This is a genomic window from Candidatus Enterococcus leclercqii (assembly GCF_009933135.1).
Lineage (GTDB): Bacteria > Bacillota > Bacilli > Lactobacillales > Enterococcaceae > Enterococcus_C > Enterococcus_C leclercqii.
In genome coordinates, this window is the sequence record NZ_MAEH01000021.1 from 107,504 (window position 1) to 124,886 (window position 17,383).

The following is a 17,383-nucleotide window of genomic DNA, read 5'->3' on the forward strand; positions in this document are numbered from 1 at the left end:
TTTTTGCTTGATAAGCTGGCAATCTTTCAGCAGATTTCTTCTACTTTCAACAACTGGCCCGCAAACGGAATTTTTTTACGCCATAGTTTTTTGGCAATGAAAAAAGCCCCTCTTATCGGGACTTTTTTCAAGGCTTAATTAGGACTGTCCTTTAGTAAGCCGAAATTTTTGCTTCGTTACTCTTTGTTCAGGTCTCGAAGCATTTGGTCGATCTTGTTGCCGTATTGTACGGATGCATCGACTTCAAAGAACAGTTCAGGGGTTTTATACAAACTTAACCGCTGACCCAATTCTCTGCGGATCAGACCACTGGCTTTTTCCAAACCTTTTTGAGCCTTTTCCCGTTCAGATGCCAAATCCGACAGAATGCTATAGTAAATCGTGGCCTGCTGCAGGTCACCTGTGACCCGCACATCTGTGATGGTCACGTCTTGGACCCGAGGATCCCGGACACGTTTACGCAAAATGTCGTTGACTTCCCGTAAAATTTCGTGGGCAACACGACGATCACGGTAATTCGCCATAGGTCATGCCTCCACTCTTAATTTACAAATTCTATCAAACAACGCAAGGCAGCTATTCAAGGAATAGGTACTGGCGTCACATTTGGACGCCAGACCTACTTGATTTTCTGTCCTCAAATCAAGCTTATCAAGTTTAATCTTGTTTGATTTCTTCCATGATGTAAGCTTCGATTACGTCATCTGCTTTCAAATCATTGAATTTCTCGATCATTGCACCACATTCGAAACCTTGACGAACTTCTTTCACATCGTCTTTGAAGCGTTTCAAGCTGGCCAATTGACCTTCATAGATTACGATACCGTCACGGATCACACGGACACCGCTGTCGCGACGAATGAAGCCATCTGTAACGAAACAACCGGCGATAGTTCCGACTTTGGATACTTTGTAAGTTTCACGTACCACCATTTGACCAGTGATTTTTTCTTCAAACTCAGGATCCAGCATCCCTTTCATCGCTGTTTCGATTTCTTCAATCGCTTTATAGATGATGCGGTGCAAGCGAATGTCAACCTGTTCACCTTCAGCCTGTTGTTTAGCTTGTGGTGTAGGCCGTACGTTAAAGCCGATGATGATGGCATTTGAAGCTGCCGCCAACGTCACATCGCTTTCGTTAATCGCACCGACTGCAGAATGGACGATATTGACACGAACACCCTCCACGTCGATTTTCTTCAAGGATGCTCCCAATGCTTCGGCAGAACCTTGAACGTCTGCTTTGATGATGACATTAACTTCTTTGAGCTCGCCTTCTTTCAATGACTCGAACAAGTTGTCCAAAGTCACGCGGCTAGAAGATGCTCGTTGTTCCACCATTGCCCGTTTTGCCCGTTCTTCACCGGCTGCCCGTGCTGTCTTCTCATCTTCAAAGACAACAAAGTGATCGCCGGCTTGCGGCACATCGTTCAAACCGGTAATTTCTACTGGAGTTGCAGGACCGGCTGTTTTGTCCCGACGTCCGATATCATTTGTCATTACCCGGACACGACCAAAGGTATTTCCGACAACGATTGGATCGCCGACTTTCAACGTACCATTTTGAACCAGTAAGGTTGCCACTGGTCCTTTTCCTTTATCCAATCGGGCTTCAATTACTGTACCGATTGCCCGTGCAGTTGGATCTGCCTTCAAATCTTCTACTTCTGCTACCAGCAAGATCATTTCCAGCAATTCTTCGATATTTTGACCGAATTTCGCGGAAATTTGTACGAAGATCGTGTCGCCGCCCCAAGCTTCTGGGATCAACTCATATTCACTAAGCTCTTGCATAACATGATCAGGATTTGCCCCTGGTTTATCAATCTTGTTGACTGCAACGATGATTGGCACACCAGCTGCTTTGGCGTGGTTGATTGCTTCGATGGTTTGTGGCATCACACCATCATCGGCGGCAACTACCAAGATAGTGATATCCGTAATAGAAGCTCCTCGCGCCCGCATACTAGTAAAGGCCGCGTGCCCTGGTGTATCCAAGAAGGTGATTGGTTTTCCATCGATATCAATTTGATAGGCACCGATATGCTGTGTGATCCCGCCAGCTTCACCACTCGTTACACGACTGTGACGCAACGTATCCAACAAAGTCGTTTTCCCGTGGTCGACGTGCCCCATGATAGTTACTACCGGTGGACGTGGAACCAGGTTTTCTTCGTTGACTTCTTCAGGCTCAAAGAATTTATCGATATCAGCAATATCAACCTGCACTTTTTCTTGTGCTTCGATGCCATAGTCTGTTGCCAACAATTCGATTGTATCTTTATCCAATGGTTGGTTTTGGTTGACCATCACACCCATCAAGAAAAGTTTCTTGATGATTTCAGCAGGTTCACGATAGATTTTTTTAGCGATTTCAGCAACGTTCATGCCTTCTGTATATTCCAATACTTCTGGCAACTCACGGAACTTACGCGGTGGCACAGCAGGTTTTTGTGCAACTTGCTGTTTCCCTTTTTTACCTTTTTTCTTGTTTCGGCGGTTATTATTATAATTGTTGCCACCACCGAAGCTGCGTTCCCGTGATTCAAATTTGTCTTTCTTATCACGGAATTCTTTTTTCGGTTTTGCATCTGTTTGTTTAGGTTGTTCCGTCTGCTGTTGCAACACTTCTTTTGGAACTGCTGGAATAGCGGGGGCCTTTTTAACAGGTGCTTGGCTATTTTGCGTACGCCGCTCTTGCTGTTTTGGCTTATTATCAGCAGTTTTTGGTTGTTCGCTGCGACGTTGCTGACGTTGGCGCTGTTGTTGTGCTTCATTCTCGATTTCAGCGGCCCGATTTTTTGCCCGTTCCAGCGCACTCATTTTAGCAGCCCCTTGTGGACGCTGTGCCTGTTGCGCGGTTTGGGTGCGAGGCTGTTGATCACGACGGTCATTGCGATCGTTACGATCCCGTCGTTGGTTGCGGTTTGGGCCGCTTTGACGGTTTTGATTATTTGCGTTGCCTTGGTAGCCTCCTTGACGGTTTTGATTACCTTGAGTACTTTGGCCACCTTGACGGCTTTGGTTGCCTTGGTTTTGACCGCTGCGGTTTTGTTGATTGCCACCACGGTTTTGGTTCTGACCACCTTGGCGATTTTGATTGTTCTGATTGCTTTGATAACCACCTTGACGGTTTTGGTTACCTTGGCCGCCTTGGCGATTGCCTTGGTTTTGGCCACCTTGGCTGCGCGTATCTTTGTTACGATTCTGGAATTTTGGATTATTCCGTTGAGTTACGAATTTTTTATGCTCTGGTTTTTCCTGAGCATCGTTTGTTTGGTTAGCAGGTTGTTGGGTTGCAGGTTTGGGATCGTTAGCTGGTGCTTTTGGTGCGGGTTTGGAAGTGTTTCCTCCTGACACTGCTTGTCGCAGCTGTTTTTCTTCGTTATCGGAAATAGCTCCCATATGATTTTTCACATCAAAGCCCAGTGCTTGTGCTTTATCCACAAGTTCCTTACTGGATCGATCGATTTCTTTTGCAAGTTCATAAATTCGTTTTTTCCCCATGCAATCACCTTCCTCGTAAATGTGCCGCAACGGCAGATTACCAGCATGTTGTACAGCACCTCGACTCATTAGAATTGAGATGTGTGCACAGCTGACTGTTGCAGCCTAACTAACCTTGGATCAATTCCTTCATCTTCTTGGCAAACCCCTGGTCCATCACTGCGACCGCTGTCCGCGGACGACCAATCGCATGACTGATAGCAGCTTGGGTGAGCCCGTCAAAAAAGGCGACCTCATAATAGTTGCTTTTGTCTTGAATTTTTTTATGGGTATTCTTCCCTGCATCTTGGGCAACAAAGACCAGGTTGGTGCTTTGAGAACGGATTTCTTTCACTACCGCTTCTTCACCAGTCACCAGCTTACCGGCCCGCATTGCCAGCCCAAGCATATTCAACAATCTCTCTTCATTCATTTCCAAACAACTCCCGCCGTGCTTTTTGATGGCTGACATAATCCAACAGCTCTTGATAAAAAGCATCTGTCAGCTCTGTTTCCAGCACGCGGTCTAAAATTCGTTTATCCCACGCCTTCTGAACCTCATCAGGCTCAATTGCAACATAGGCTCCTCTTCCAGGCAATTTACCGGTAGGATCAATGGCAACGGCGCCTTCTTTGGAACGAGTAATCCGAATGAGCTCCTTTTTGGGGAGCATTTCGCCGGATACGACGGATTTTCTTAAAGGTACTTTGCGTTTTTTCATCGCGGTCACCTCTTAGACTTCCTCATCTTCGTCTGCGGCAACTTCCGCATCCAGTTCAGCGGCTTCTGATTCAGCGACGGCTTCTTCTTCGGCTGCTAGATCTGCGGTTACTTCTTCTGTGGCGTCTGCTACGGTTTTTCCATCTTCAAAAGCGATTGCTTCGTATTCGTCGCTAGTCAAATCAGAAGCAACGATTGCTTCGTCTTGAACATCTTCTTGAAGCGCTTCTTCTAGTGATTCAAATTCTTCACCAGCATCAATGTAGTCGCCTTCTTCCAGCTTCGCATAGAAATCTTCCATATCGGATTCAGACTTGATATCAATCTTGAAACCAGTCAATTTGGCTGCCAAGCGCGCATTTTGGCCCCGTTTACCGATAGCCAAAGACAATTGATAATCTGGCACCACTACAGTGCAGGCTTTAGGATTTTCCAAGTCAAAGATGACATCTACCGCTTCAGCTGGATTGAGAGAGTTGGCAATAAAAATCGCTGGATCCTCATCCCACTCCACAATATCCATGTTTTCGCCTTTCAATTCATTGACGATTGCTTGGACCCGAGAGCCTTTGGGACCAACACACGTACCTACTGGATCCACATTTGGGTCATTGGAACGTACGGCAACCTTGGAGCGATCACCGGCTTCACGCGCGATACTGACGATTTCAACGATACCATCATAAACTTCTGGAACTTCTTGTTCAAAAAGACGGCGCAAAAGATCCGGATGGCTACGGCTCACGAAAACCTGTGGGCCTTTTGAGGTATTGTCCACGCGGGAAACATACACTTTGATCCGATCGTGCGGTTGATAAAATTCATTCGGCATCTGGTCTTGTTTAGAGAGAACCGCTTCAATCTTGCCTAAGTTTACATAGATATAGCGGTTATCTTGACGTTCCACAATCCCTTGCATGATGTCTTTTTCATATTGAGAAAATTCTTCATAAATGATATTTCGTTCCGCTTCACGTACCCGTTGCAAGATCACTTGTTTAGCTGTTTGGGCAGCGATTCGGCCAAAATCTTTCGGTGTTACTTCAAAACGAATTTTGTCACCAATCTCATAGGCCGGATTGATTTTCAATGCCTCTTTCAAAGAAACTTCCAATTGTGAATCCATCACTTCTTCGGTTACTTCTTTGACTGAATATACATGGATATCGCCTTTTTTCTGGTTGAATTCCACTTCAACGTTTTGGGCTTGACCGTAATGACGCTTGTAGGCAGAAACCAACGCGGCTTCCAGCGCTTCAATGACGATCTCTTTTGACACGCCTTTTTCCGCTTCCAAAGCGTCCAATGCGTTCAACATTTCTTTACTCATTGTCTGATTCCTCCGTCTTAAAACTGAATGGCTAAACGAGCCTTGGCGATATTTTTGCGATCAATTGTCACTTCTTTGACTCTCGTTTTGATCTTCACCTTCAATGTCAATTCTTCCGGAGTAAAAGATGCCAAAGTTCCTTCGTAGTGCTTTTCTCCGTCCACGGGTTGATACAAAGAGACATGGATATACTCTCCTTGTGCCCGCTCGTAATCACTTTCTTTTTTCAAAGGCCGTTCAGCTCCGGGAGACGACACCTCCAAGAAGTACGCTTGGGGTATGGGATCCGGGTCACAGGCATCCAATTCTTCGCTCAAGCGTTCACTGACATAGGCGCACTCTTCGATATCGATACCGCCTTCTTTATCAATAAACACTCGTAAAAACCAACTTTTGCCTTCTTTCAAAAATTCGATATCCACCAATTCAAAATGCTTTTCCTCCAAAATCGGTGTTACCAATCCGGTCACCGTTTCGATCACGCTGCTCAATTGACTTCGCCTCCTTTTGCATATTTCGTAAACGACGCTTTTCATTAAAAAGAGTGAGGGAAAAAATCCCTCACTCCACAAAGTATCATTACCGTTGTAAACTATAGCACATTTTTTCTGAAAGCTCAACCATTCCCACCGTTTTTCTTGTTATTTCGCGGATTTAAGCAGTTCTGATTTACTTTTTCTTTATAAAATCTGCTCGTTTATCGAAGCGTCGACAGCCACTTCTTTAAAGTTTCCGCAACTTGTTTTTGTTGCTGGCTTTCTGATAATCCTTTTTCTTGATGACCGGCTACACTGGCAAAGCCCAGATGGTCCCCTCCGTTAATGGAGACAAATTGACTGTTTTTCGGATAGGCAGCCTTTTTAGCCAATACATTCTTTTCCTTGATGTCTTCGTCTTGTGAACCGGTTACTACCAGAGAAGCGAGTTCGCTGTCTTTTAAAATCGGAGCCTCCTCGGTATAGCTGGCCAAATAAAAGATTCCTTTCAGCTGCGAATCCTTTTCTTCCAGACGCTCAACAGCAAATTTCGATGCAGTATAGCCCCCCAGTGAGTGGCCGCCAATCACGTACTCTCTTTGGGGAAAACGAGCCAAGACTTGCTCTGCCCGCTGCGGAGCCAACATCGCCAGTTCAAAAGGCATCGTCACTAAAAAGACCGGGTACCCGTCATCAGCTAGTTCTGCTGCCCAAATGCTGTAAGCCGCCACATCAATTAGAGCCCCTGGATAAAAAATGACCAAAGGCAGTTCATCACTTAAGCTTGGAAAATACCAGCCCTCATTTTGTTTCAAAGCCTCGCGTTTTGCTTGTTGGGCCTTTTCAGAAGGTTCTTTGATGTTTCGCTGCAATAAAAAGGCTCCTCCCACAGCAAGCGCTCCTACACCTGCCAGCACACCGCTGATTACTTTGGTCCGTTTCTTCATTTTCCGACACCTGCTTTCATCCCCAGTATACCGACAATCTCATGCTTTCGCCAACTGATAAGTCAAAAAAACTGCCGACAGCAAGCGTCGGCGGTTTCGCAAAACTTATTTTTCAACTGCTGTCCCGGTTACCAGTTCAACAGCTTTCTTCATTTTAATGTCATGTTTCAGCATATCTTCAGTCAACACGCGTTTAATCTGTTCTTCTGGCATGTTGTAAGCTTCTGCCAATTCTTTGATTTCGCTGGCGATATCTTCTTCAGTTGCTTCGATACCTTCAGCAGCAGCAATTGCTTCGATTACCAGATTCGTTTTCACACGAGTTCCAGCTTCGCCTTCAAATTGTTTGTGCAGATCTTCTTCAGTCGAACCTGTCAATTGGTAGTAAAGTTCAGGAGAGATTCCTTGACGTTGCATATTGTTCAAGAATTCATCCATTGAACGGTGAACTTCGTCATGAACCATCACATGAGGCAATTCAACAACTTCAGCATTTTCAACCGCTTTTTTGATTGCTTCTTCGTCACGAGCATCTTCAGCGCCTTTTTCTTTCGCTTCAGTCAGTTCTTTACGATATTTTTCTTTCAATTCATCCAATGTTTCAACGGAATCATCGACGTCTTTTGCAAATTCATCATCCAATTCAGGAAGCTCTTTGCCTTTGACTTCGTGCATAGTCACGTTAAAAATTGCTTCTTTCCCAGCTAAATCTTCTGCTTGGTAGTCTTCAGGGAAGGTAACAGTTACTTCTGCATCTTCGCCAGCTTTCTTACCAACCAATTGTTCTTCAAACCCTGGAATAAATTGGCCCGAGCCCAATTCCAAAGAATAGTTTTCGCCTTTGCCGCCTTCAAAAGCCGTGCCATCAACAAAGCCTTCGAAGTCGATAACAACAGTGTCGCCGATTTCAGCAGCTGCATCTTCTTTGATAACCAGTTCAGCTTGTGCTTCTTGTTCTCGTTGCAGACGAGTCGCAACATCTTCATCTGTTACTTCACGGTCTTGTTTGGAAACTTCAAGCTCTTTGTATTGACCCAATTTAACTTCAGGTTTTACAGTGACTTCCGCTTTAATTACCCAAGCCGCATCTTTTTCCATGCTGTCAACGTCAATTTTAGGTTGAGAAACTGGATCAATTCCTGCTTCTTCTACCGCTTTTTCGTAAGCTTCCGGTAAAACGGCATTCAACGCATCTTCATACAGTGCTTCTTCGCCGTACATCCGGTTAAATACTTGACGGGATACTTTCCCTTTACGGAAACCCGGTACATTCAAATTACCTTTTACTTTATTGAAGGCTTGTGTCAAACCTTTTTGTACTTCTTCTTGCGGAATCGAAAAAGTCAACACACCATCATTGGTGCCTGTTTTTTCCCATTTTGCAGTCATTGTTTTCCCTCCGAATAAACAGAAATTTTCATATGATTGGCTTAATACATACTTAATGATAGTACACTAAGCCTTGATAAATGTAAACAATTTGGCAAGAAATCGGTTTTAAAAAATGCCGTTTTCCCTCCATAAAAAGCTGTTCTTGAAAAAACAGCCGTGAAATTCCCTTCAGGTCCAGTACAGATGCGAGTTCAGGTCCATTTTAGTAGAGTGCTGTCAAAAGCTTGCGGTAGCTTGCTTTGATTTCTTGAATTGCTGAAAAAGGCACCAGCACAGCGTCGTCTTGTTCCCCAATAGCCACTTGGTATTCCAGCCAATAGCTCTCAGCCCAAAGATCAGGAGCCGCACTTTGCGGTGAAAAAGGAAAACTCAGGGCAAAATGTGCTTGCACTTCGCTCATGACACCTTGCAGCAAGGCCGGATCTTCATGACCGTGTTCTGCTTCTAGATAATGAAGCATCTGCAATAACACAGGATCGTTTTCCGGAAGCACGAGTTGTGACAGCGAACAACTCCTGATTTCACCTTGCAGGTCACAGATGTTTAGTGTGTCAGTCACCCCTAGTTTTAGCAACTCTTCTACCAGACGTGGCCGCAAAAAAGGATTGCTGATTTTTTCGAGCAGTGCTTCTGTGATTGAAATGAAACTTTCAATGGTAATCCCTTGCGACCATTCCTCCCAGTTCTTTTGTGAGACCGGTAACCCACTTTTATCGATTTGCAGCAACTCGGCTTTTTTGACAATCGGAAGCTCCGGATCATAAAAGAGTTGCTGTTTCTCCAAAAGCGCCAGTTCCTCTTCGTGGATTTTCTGTGCTTTTGTATTCACCCAGCCATTATTTACACCTTGTGTTAGATACTTTTTAGCAGTCAAATAGTGCTGATCCAACAAATACAAGCGAAACACTTGAGTAAACCCCAGCGGATCACGCAAGTAGTCTTCTTGGTAGTCTGCCACTAAAGCCAATGCCTGCCGATAGTCTCCCGTTTTTTCCAACGCCAACAACAATTGCTGATGAATTGAAAAATCAGGGTGCTCCTGATAGGCATCTTGTAGATAGGCTACAGCTTGTTGATAGTTTTGCTTTGCTAGTGCCTGCTGGCCAAGTTTAAGCTTTCGCTGCCATCCTTCTGGAAATAAAACCGTTTCTCCCACTAGCTGGTCACCTCTCACTTTGTACTAATTTTGACGTTCTTTTCTTGCTTTTCATTGCCTGCTATTTGTTAAATGAATGGAACAAGTTCTAAAAAAAGCTTGCCAATACCAGGTTTTGCTACTGCTTTGCGTTGTTTCAATTACTCAAGCGAGCTCTTTATTGAAGGCTTTGATGATATTTACGGTAACCACACTGGTTTCGGCAAAATAATCTCCTACGTGCTGCTTTTTAGCAGTGAAGGCGGCGGGGAGATACCCTAGATTCAACGGAAATTTCATCAGGATAAAGCGGCAACAGATTTCCCGGACCAACACTTGATACCAAGTCAGCTCTTCTCCTGAAAGTGAGACGACTCTCAAGCCAAACACCATTTTCCCAATCGTCTGTCCGTGATTGTACTTGGTCAGCAAAGCAAAGTACGCCAGATAGATGGCAATGCCAACCAAACTGTACACACCTAAGAAACCGCCCTGCCACTCCAAACCCAACAAACGATACACCAAGCCTAATGAGCTATTTTTGATTGCAGCAATACACAATAGATCCAGCGTGAAGGCAAACAGCCGCATCCAAAAACCGGCAAAGAAATAATCCGGCAACTGATTTGAAACTTGTTCTTCCGGCACCTCATAATGCTGCCATTCTTTTTGTAACTGTGCTAATTCTGCGGGCTGCAACTTTTTCTCTACTCGCGCCTGCTGCGAGTTATAAAAGACTTTCGGTCCGTTGCTGGAGGCTGCTGCCATTTTTGATGAAGCACTCGCTTCTTCTGGGGCTGCTATGTTTTCCTTATCTTTTTCGTAATTGAAATGATTCTCAGCCTCTTGCTCATTGCTTGTTGGGCCATTGGTTATTTCTGACAACTCCTTGTTCTTTTCGTCAACCATCTTATTCACCTCCGTAATAATACAGCGGTTTTGGTGAAGACGGTGTGCCCAATGATTCCACCAATTGCAGTACCCGGTTGGTATCGGATTGTTTCAGACCTTGGGCTTCTGCTAGTTTCAGTCCCAACCAAGAAGAAGCAAAGCCCGTAGTATTCACATCATATTCCACTACTTGCGCATCTTGTAGCTGCTGGTCTTTTTGCAGTGCGGCCAAAGCATCTTCTGGGAAGCCAATTTCGTCAATCAACCCATTTTCTTTAGCCTGCGCTCCATCATAAATGCGGCCATCAGCCAATTTTCTGACTTGAGCCTCGGTCATCCCGCGGCCATTGACCACTACATTGACAAACCGGTTGAACGCACTGTCTACATAAGCTTGTAAAACCTCAGTGTCCTCTGCAGTAGGCTTACGGCTGGAAGAACCGATATCTTTCAATGCACCGCTTTTGACGGTGGTGTCTTCAATACCCAATTTTTCAAAAAGTCCGGCATAGTTGGTTCCCGACATGATGACACCAATTGAACCTGTCACTGTTTCATCCGTAGCAAAAATTTTGTCAGCTGCCGCGGAAATGTAGTAACCGCCACTAGCAGCCATCTGTTTCATGCTGACGTAGATTGGAATCTGTAGTTCTTTTAATTTGGCAATCTCTTTGGCAATTTCTGCGCTTTCATAGACTCCGCCACCAGGTGAGTTGACTTCAAGTAAAATGCCTTTGATGGTTTCGTCTTCTTGAGCCGCGCGCAATTCTTCAAGCAAAAATTGGTGGTCATAGGTTTCTGTAGAAAACAGCCCACCACTGCCAGTATCGGCAATCGTGCCCTCAACACTCACTTTTAAGATCTGCTGATTTTCCTTTCCATCTTGTAAGACAGTCTTTTCCAATTGATTGGACCCATATAGCCATTGGTTTAATCCTTTTATAGTAGTCTCTGTTTCTTCTTCGCTGGATTTCTGAGCCACCACGCCTTGTGTCATCCCTGAAAATATAAACAACCCGGCAGCAATAGCTATTGCGACCCATCTTCTTCTGTTCATTCACTTTTCCTCCTATCGCCTCTTACGCTCTGTTAATCAATAGAGATTTTTGATTACAATCACAGTTTCCGCGTCGCCAGTTGCCGCTAACTTCCCGGTATTTTCTTCAAGACTATAACCTGGGAAACGCTCTTTAGTCAGCGGGTCCTCAACCCAGAAAATTTTTGCCTTTTCAGTGCTGATTGCCCCCGGCTCGATTTCTTGAATGCTGTCCCACCCTGTATTTAAAAAGACCTTTGTGTCATCAGTTACGGCTGGGTCGTTTTCTAATGATGCTACGACTTCTTTTAATTCCTTGAAGCGCATGACTTTGACTTCGTTTTCCATAGTATCCCCCGTATTCTATAGGTTATGTATAAGTGGTTCTATATAGGATGATAACTCAAAACCTTTTTCGTGGGAATGTTTTTGCCAAAAAGTTCTTTTTCTCCCCTTCTTTTCGTGAAAAACAGATGGCCTCTATTTACGAATCCCCCTACTTCAAAAACCGGAAAATAATCCGCTTTCATTCTTTTCACCTCAGGTTTTTTCAGCTTTTATACCATTCCTTTAATAGTTGTTGCCTCCGTTACGATTCCAGAAACCAAGTATACCATTTAGAAAAAAACTTAAAATTCATTGACAAGCACTCTTTAAAAACTGTAAAATACTCCTGTGTTTTTATAAAAAAATAAAAGGAGTAGAGATAGACCATTAGGAATAGCGCCAGACCTGTCTGTACAGGTGACGAGGATGTGAGCTTATCGAAATTTCGGCGGATGGCTCCGGGGACTGCACTCTTGAGGCGAAGACAAAACGGATCTGTAAAGACTCGAAACAAAACCTTCGCCTAGCAGATAAAAACACATAAAATCTAAAGTCGAAGAAAGTAGGACAATTTTTATGTGCGGAATCGTAGGAATCGTAGGAAAAAAAGAAGCAGAGAAAGTAATTCTTTCAGGATTGGAACGGTTGGAATACCGGGGTTATGACTCAGCAGGTTTGTTTGTAGCCGATGATACTACTGCTCACCTGATCAAATCACAAGGACGGATTAAAAACTTAGCCGGCAAGATCACTCCTGAAATAACGGGAACGATTGGTATCGGCCATACACGCTGGGCGACTCACGGCAAGCCTAGTGAGGCCAATGCCCATCCCCATACTTCACAAAGCGGCCGTCTAATTTTGGTTCATAACGGCGTCATTGAAAACTTTGACGAATTGCAGCAGACTTATTTGGCAACAGATCAATTTCAAGGACAAACGGATACAGAAATCGTTGTCCATTTGGTAGAAGCCTTGATGAATTTGGAAGGCAGCGATACACTGACAGCTTTCAAAAAAGCCTTGCAACTGATTCAGGGTTCCTATGCCTTTGCATTGGTGGACAAAGAAAACCCCGCAACTATTTATGTAGCGAAAAATAAAAGCCCGCTGTTAATTGGGTTGGGTGAGGGTTTCAACGTCATCTGCAGTGATGCTTTAGCGATGCTCGATCAAACAAGTCATTTCGTTGAGATTGAAGATGGTGAATTGGTGATTGTGACAGCCGATCAGATACAGATTGAAGACCAAAAAGGCAATTTGGTCTATCGAGAGTCCTATGAAGCGCAGTTGGATTTAACGGATCTTGAAAAAGGGACCTATCCTTATTACATGCTTAAAGAAATTGATGAACAACCCACCGTTATGCGACGACTAATACAAAAATACCGCAATCCAGATGGCTCAATTGCCATTGATCCGCAGCTGCTAGACACCCTCGGCCAAAGCGATCGCATTTACATCGTGGCTTGCGGGACTTCCAACAATGCCGGCTGGGCAGCAAAAAAAATGTTTGAAGAATTGACCCAGATTCCTGTAGAAATTCACCTCTCCAGTGAATTTGGTTACAATATGCCGCTGCTATCAAAAAAACCATTTTTCATCTATTTGAGTCAAAGCGGTGAAACAGCTGATAGTCGACAAGTCTTAGTACGAACCAATCAATTGGGCTGGCCCGCACTTACTATTACCAATGTGGCTGGCTCTACTTTATCCCGGGAAGCCGATTATACTTTGCTGCTGCATGCCGGGCCAGAAATCGCCGTAGCTTCTACAAAAGCCTATACTGCCCAAATTGCAGTGCTGGCAATTCTGGCAAAAGCAGTGGCTCAATGCAAAAACATTGGGGCCGGCAATGTTTTTGATGTCTATCGTGAACTATCTATTGTTGCAACTGCCATGGAAAGCGTCATTTCCGAAAAAGCTGCTTTGAGCCAACTGACAGAAGACTATCTGGGCATCACGAGCAACGCCTTTTATATCGGCCGCAGCAGCGACTATTATGTATCAATGGAAGCCGCCTTGAAGCTAAAAGAAATTTCCTATATTCAAGCAGAAGGCTTTGCTGCTGGTGAGCTGAAACACGGCACGATTGCACTGATTGAAGAAGGCACGCCGGTAATTGGTATCGTCACCGAAGAGATTACTGCCCCTCATACCAGAGGCAACTTGAAAGAAGTCGAAAGTCGTGGTGCTCAAACACTGGTGATTGCATCAGAGGAATTAGCTAAAGTCGGTGATCAGATCTTACTCCCACAAGTTCATCCTTACCTCACCAGTTTAGTGGCCGTAATCCCCACTCAGCTGCTGGCCTATTTCGCCACACTGCAACGGGGTTACGATGTAGACAAACCGCGGAACTTGGCAAAATCTGTCACAGTGGAGTAGTCAGCAATACCTCAGAAGCGAAGAGTAAAAAAGACTCGGTGACAAGCTGTGTGTCTTCCTATTTGAAGAAGACACTAGCTTACAGGAAAAGTAATCGGCACAGCACAAGAGCCTACTCAACAAAATCAAGGTTAGTCGGCCTTTGAAATTTTCGATCACAAAAAAAGAAGCCACTGCTGTTCTTTAATAAGCGGTAATGGCTTCTTTTTACTTGTGGCTTGCGTTAACTCCTGCACGCTTCGGAGGATAGTGACTCACTAATTGTCATCTTCGTCGTTTACTTTACAGCGATGTCAATCTGACAAGTGAGGGCTGACTTTCTCTGAATCCTTTGCCATCAATCGTTTTACAAAATAGTATTTGGTAACTCCGGTCATGGGAACATCTGCCAATTTTCCAAAGCACTCATAGCCTTGCTTACGATAAAATTCCGGTGCTTGGTAGCTGCGAGTCGTCAAAGTTACCGTTTTAGCCCCCGCTTCTTGAGCTGCTGCTTCTCCTTTTTTTAAAAGCGCCGTTCCAATCCCTGCTTTTTGAAAATCTGGGCGCAGTGCCAGTAGTGAAATGTGGGCTGTTTCATATTTTATTTCTATCACGATTCCTCCGACAAGCGCCTCGCCTGCAAATGCTCCTAATGTCAAATAACGACTGCTTTCTTCCGGAATACCAATGGCTGACTCTTGTTGTTCGGCAAAAATTTTTTTGAGCGCCGTCAATAAATAAGCGGCATCCATTTCTTTGATATCCATCCCTTACACGTCCTCACCAAATTTGGATAAAAAAGGAGCACCTGTCCAAAAAAACGGTACAGGTGCCTTTCCTCACGTCATTATTAGCGGATAACAGCCGCAAAATTCTCAGCCAACGCCTTGGTTACTTTTTCCATTCCGCGATTGATTTCATCATCTGTCAAGGTTGCTTCTGGATTAACAAAAGTCAGACTGTAAGCCATTGATTTTTGGCCAGACTCAATATTTGCTCCTTGATAAACATCAAACAGTTTGACATCTGTCAAAAACTTGCCGGCAGCTTTAGCAATAACTGCAGTAATCTCTTGATTGCTGATTTTTTCAGCCACCAACATCGCAATATCCCGACTAACTGATGGGAATTTTGAAACGTTTTGGTAGACAAGTGGTGCCACTTCTGCTGTTAATAACGCAGCCAGATTCAATTCTGCAACATATGTCTCAGGAACATCGTAGGCTTTAGCAACAGCCGGATGTACTTGACCGAGAAAGCCGATTTTTTCACCGTCTAAGAAAATATCTGCGGCACGGCCTGGATGAAGATCTTTCATGTGGCTGGCCTCGTAAGTGATTCGTTCTGCCAATTTGAACTTCGCAAACACGGCTTCCACGATACCCTTGACAGTAAAGAAGTCGACTTTTTGTGCTTTAGTCTGCCAATCCTTCATAATTACATCGCCACAAACTGCAAAAGCCAGGTGTTTTTCTTCCTGCGGCAGGTCTTTTTTAGGATCATTTTCTTGATAAAAGACACGACCAATCTCATACAAAGCCACATTTTGATTCTTTCGAGCGATGTTATAAGCCACATCGTCCAACAAACCACTGATTAGATTCAAACGTAAGACAGCTCGCTCTTCCGTCATCGGCCAATCCAGACGAGTCAGTTTGCTGTCTTTCATCGCAAAGCTTTCTGATTTGGCTTCTGTTGTCAGAGCATAGCTGATTGCTTCACTCAACCCAGTCCCTTCCAGTAAGCTCCGCAAATCACGAGTTTTTTGCTGATGGGCAGTTAGACTTCCCGCAACGGTTTCACCACTTGGCAAAGTCGAAGGCAACTTGTCATAGCCGTAAATACGAGCGACTTCTTCCACCAAATCAGCTTCAATATGAATATCCCAGCGCCGTGGCGGTACACTGACTGTGTATGTCCCTTGCTCTTCAAAAGCTTCAAAGCCCAATGCAGCAAACACTGCGTCGACATCTGTCGTTGTAAGTTCAGTTCCCAACGCCCGGTTAATGTGGGCCAAAGTCGTTGTAACGACTGCATTTTCAACAACTGGTTCTGCGCCTTTTACCGCGCCGGCCAATACTTCACCACCAGCCAATGAAGCAATCATTGCTGCAGCTGCCTCACAAGCCTCACCGATTGTCCCGCGATTAATCCCTTTTTCAAAGCGTGAAGACGACTCACTTCGCAAATTGAACTGCTTGGAGGTTTTGCGAATCGAAGTACTGTCAAACAACGCTGCCTCCAACGCAACCGTCGTGGTGGTTTCCGTAATTTCTGAATCCAAGCCCCCCATCGTGCCGGCTAAAGCAACTGGAGCAGAACCATTGGTGATTACAATATTATCTGAGGTCAGCTTGCGGGTTTCCCCATCTAATGTTACCAACTCTTCTGCATCGACAGCACGCCGCACTAAGATTTCTTTGGAACCCAGCTTGTCATAATCAAAAGCATGTAACGGCTGTCCGAACAACAGCAAGATATAATTGGTCACATCCACGACGTTATTGATTGGTCGAATGCCTTCGTTCATCAGACGGTTTTGCAACCATTGTGGACTTGCTGCCACTTTGACATTTTCAATAATACGAATCTGGTAAGCAGGTGTGTCGGTAGTATCGGCGACGCGAACAGCAATTTTTTCTGCTGCCAACCGGTCAGCTTCTACCAAGACCTCATCATTAAATACAGGCTTTTGATTGTAAATTGCGCCTACTTCATAAGCAACGCCACGGATAGACAAGGCATCTGCCCGATTCGGCGTAATGGACAATTCAATGATTGCATCGTCCATTTCAAGATATTTGAAAACTTCTTCTCCGGCAACCGCGTCTTGTGGTAAATATTGGATTCCTTCTGAAAATTCTTTTGGAATCACGCTGTCAGCATAGCCGATTTCTTGCAACGAACAGATCATTCCGTTGGAAACAACGCCCCGCATCTTGCCTTTTTTAATTTTGACATTGCCCGCAATGCGACTGCCTGGTAGCGCCACAATAACTTTGATGCCGGCTTTGACATTTGGTGCCCCGCAGACAATCTGAGAGAGCTCTGCTTCACCGATATCTACTTGACAGATGGACAAGTGATCAGAATCCGGATGGGGAACACATTCCATGACTTCCCCAACTACGATTTTTTTCAATCCTTCTGACGGATAGCTCACACCTTCAACTTCAATGCCGGTGACGGACATTTTGTCCCCCAGCTCTTTTGGCGTTATTTTTGAAAGGTCCAGGTATTCCTGTAACCATTTATATGAAACCAACATGTTG

At 44.6% G+C, this 17,383-nt stretch carries 15 protein-coding genes; 1 reads left to right on the forward strand and 14 read right to left on the reverse strand.

Annotated elements, in window-relative coordinates; all coding sequences use genetic code 11:
• Positions 1–176: 176 nt before the first annotated feature.
• From rbfA to BAU14_RS13640, 12 genes are all read right to left on the reverse strand, one after another.
• A complete protein-coding gene (gene rbfA / locus BAU14_RS13585; protein WP_161900645.1) occupies positions 177–524 on the reverse strand; it encodes a 30S ribosome-binding factor RbfA in 348 nt (115 codons plus the stop codon).
• Between the two features lie 133 nt (positions 525–657).
• Positions 658–3,507, reverse strand: coding sequence for a translation initiation factor IF-2 (gene infB, locus BAU14_RS13590; protein ID WP_161900646.1), 2,850 nt, complete (start codon positions 3,505–3,507; stop codon positions 658–660).
• 109 nt (positions 3,508–3,616) lie between these two features.
• The gene (locus tag BAU14_RS13595) at positions 3,617–3,919 is read right to left on the reverse strand and encodes a YlxQ-related RNA-binding protein (protein ID WP_161900647.1); all 303 of its coding nucleotides are present in this window, start codon (positions 3,917–3,919) and stop codon (positions 3,617–3,619) included.
• A complete protein-coding gene (gene rnpM / locus BAU14_RS13600; RefSeq protein ID WP_161900648.1) occupies positions 3,912–4,208 on the reverse strand; it encodes an RNase P modulator RnpM in 297 nt (98 codons plus the stop codon). Before rnpM ends, BAU14_RS13595 begins: the two co-directional genes overlap by 8 nt.
• A gap of 12 nt (positions 4,209–4,220) precedes the next feature.
• Entirely contained in the window at positions 4,221–5,537 is a 1,317-nt protein-coding gene (gene nusA, locus BAU14_RS13605; protein ID WP_161900649.1) for a transcription termination factor NusA, read from the reverse strand.
• A 17-nt stretch (positions 5,538–5,554) separates the two neighbouring features.
• Positions 5,555–6,028: a ribosome maturation factor RimP gene (gene rimP, locus BAU14_RS13610; protein ID WP_161900650.1), complete on the reverse strand. Its 474-nt coding sequence runs from the start codon at positions 6,026–6,028 to the stop codon at positions 5,555–5,557.
• Positions 6,029–6,234: 206 nt separating this feature from the next.
• Positions 6,235–6,960 (reverse strand): alpha/beta hydrolase, encoded by a 726-nt coding sequence (locus tag BAU14_RS13615; RefSeq protein ID WP_161900651.1) that lies wholly within the window; start codon positions 6,958–6,960, stop codon positions 6,235–6,237.
• Between the two features lie 105 nt (positions 6,961–7,065).
• Positions 7,066–8,349 (reverse strand): trigger factor, encoded by a 1,284-nt coding sequence (gene tig, locus BAU14_RS13620; protein WP_161900652.1) that lies wholly within the window; start codon positions 8,347–8,349, stop codon positions 7,066–7,068.
• Between the two features lie 205 nt (positions 8,350–8,554).
• Positions 8,555–9,508 carry a tetratricopeptide repeat protein gene (locus BAU14_RS13625; RefSeq protein ID WP_161900653.1) on the reverse strand — a complete coding sequence of 318 codons (954 nt, stop codon included), beginning with the start codon at positions 9,506–9,508 and terminating at the stop codon, positions 8,555–8,557.
• Between the two features lie 144 nt (positions 9,509–9,652).
• Positions 9,653–10,396, reverse strand: coding sequence for an RDD family protein (locus BAU14_RS13630; RefSeq protein WP_237580476.1), 744 nt, complete (start codon positions 10,394–10,396; stop codon positions 9,653–9,655).
• A 1-nt stretch (position 10,397) separates the two neighbouring features.
• On the reverse strand, positions 10,398–11,435 hold the full coding sequence (gene sppA, locus BAU14_RS13635) for a signal peptide peptidase SppA (protein WP_161900654.1): 1,038 nt from the start codon (positions 11,433–11,435) through the stop codon (positions 10,398–10,400).
• 36 nt (positions 11,436–11,471) lie between these two features.
• Entirely contained in the window at positions 11,472–11,762 is a 291-nt protein-coding gene (locus BAU14_RS13640; RefSeq protein WP_161900655.1) for a hypothetical protein, read from the reverse strand.
• Between the two features lie 555 nt (positions 11,763–12,317).
• Between BAU14_RS13640 and glmS the strand changes: the two genes are divergently transcribed.
• Complete coding sequence (gene glmS, locus BAU14_RS13645; RefSeq protein WP_161900656.1) at positions 12,318–14,129, forward strand: glutamine--fructose-6-phosphate transaminase (isomerizing); 1,812 nt, start codon at positions 12,318–12,320, stop codon at positions 14,127–14,129.
• A 293-nt stretch (positions 14,130–14,422) separates the two neighbouring features.
• Here glmS and BAU14_RS13650 read toward each other — a convergent pair whose 3' ends face one another.
• Both BAU14_RS13650 and pheT read right to left on the reverse strand, forming a co-directional pair.
• A complete protein-coding gene (locus BAU14_RS13650) occupies positions 14,423–14,878 on the reverse strand; it encodes a GNAT family N-acetyltransferase (protein WP_161900657.1) in 456 nt (151 codons plus the stop codon).
• Positions 14,879–14,961: 83 nt separating this feature from the next.
• Positions 14,962–17,379, reverse strand: coding sequence for a phenylalanine--tRNA ligase subunit beta (gene pheT / locus BAU14_RS13655; protein ID WP_161900658.1), 2,418 nt, complete (start codon positions 17,377–17,379; stop codon positions 14,962–14,964).
• Between the last annotated feature and the right edge of the window lie 4 nt (positions 17,380–17,383).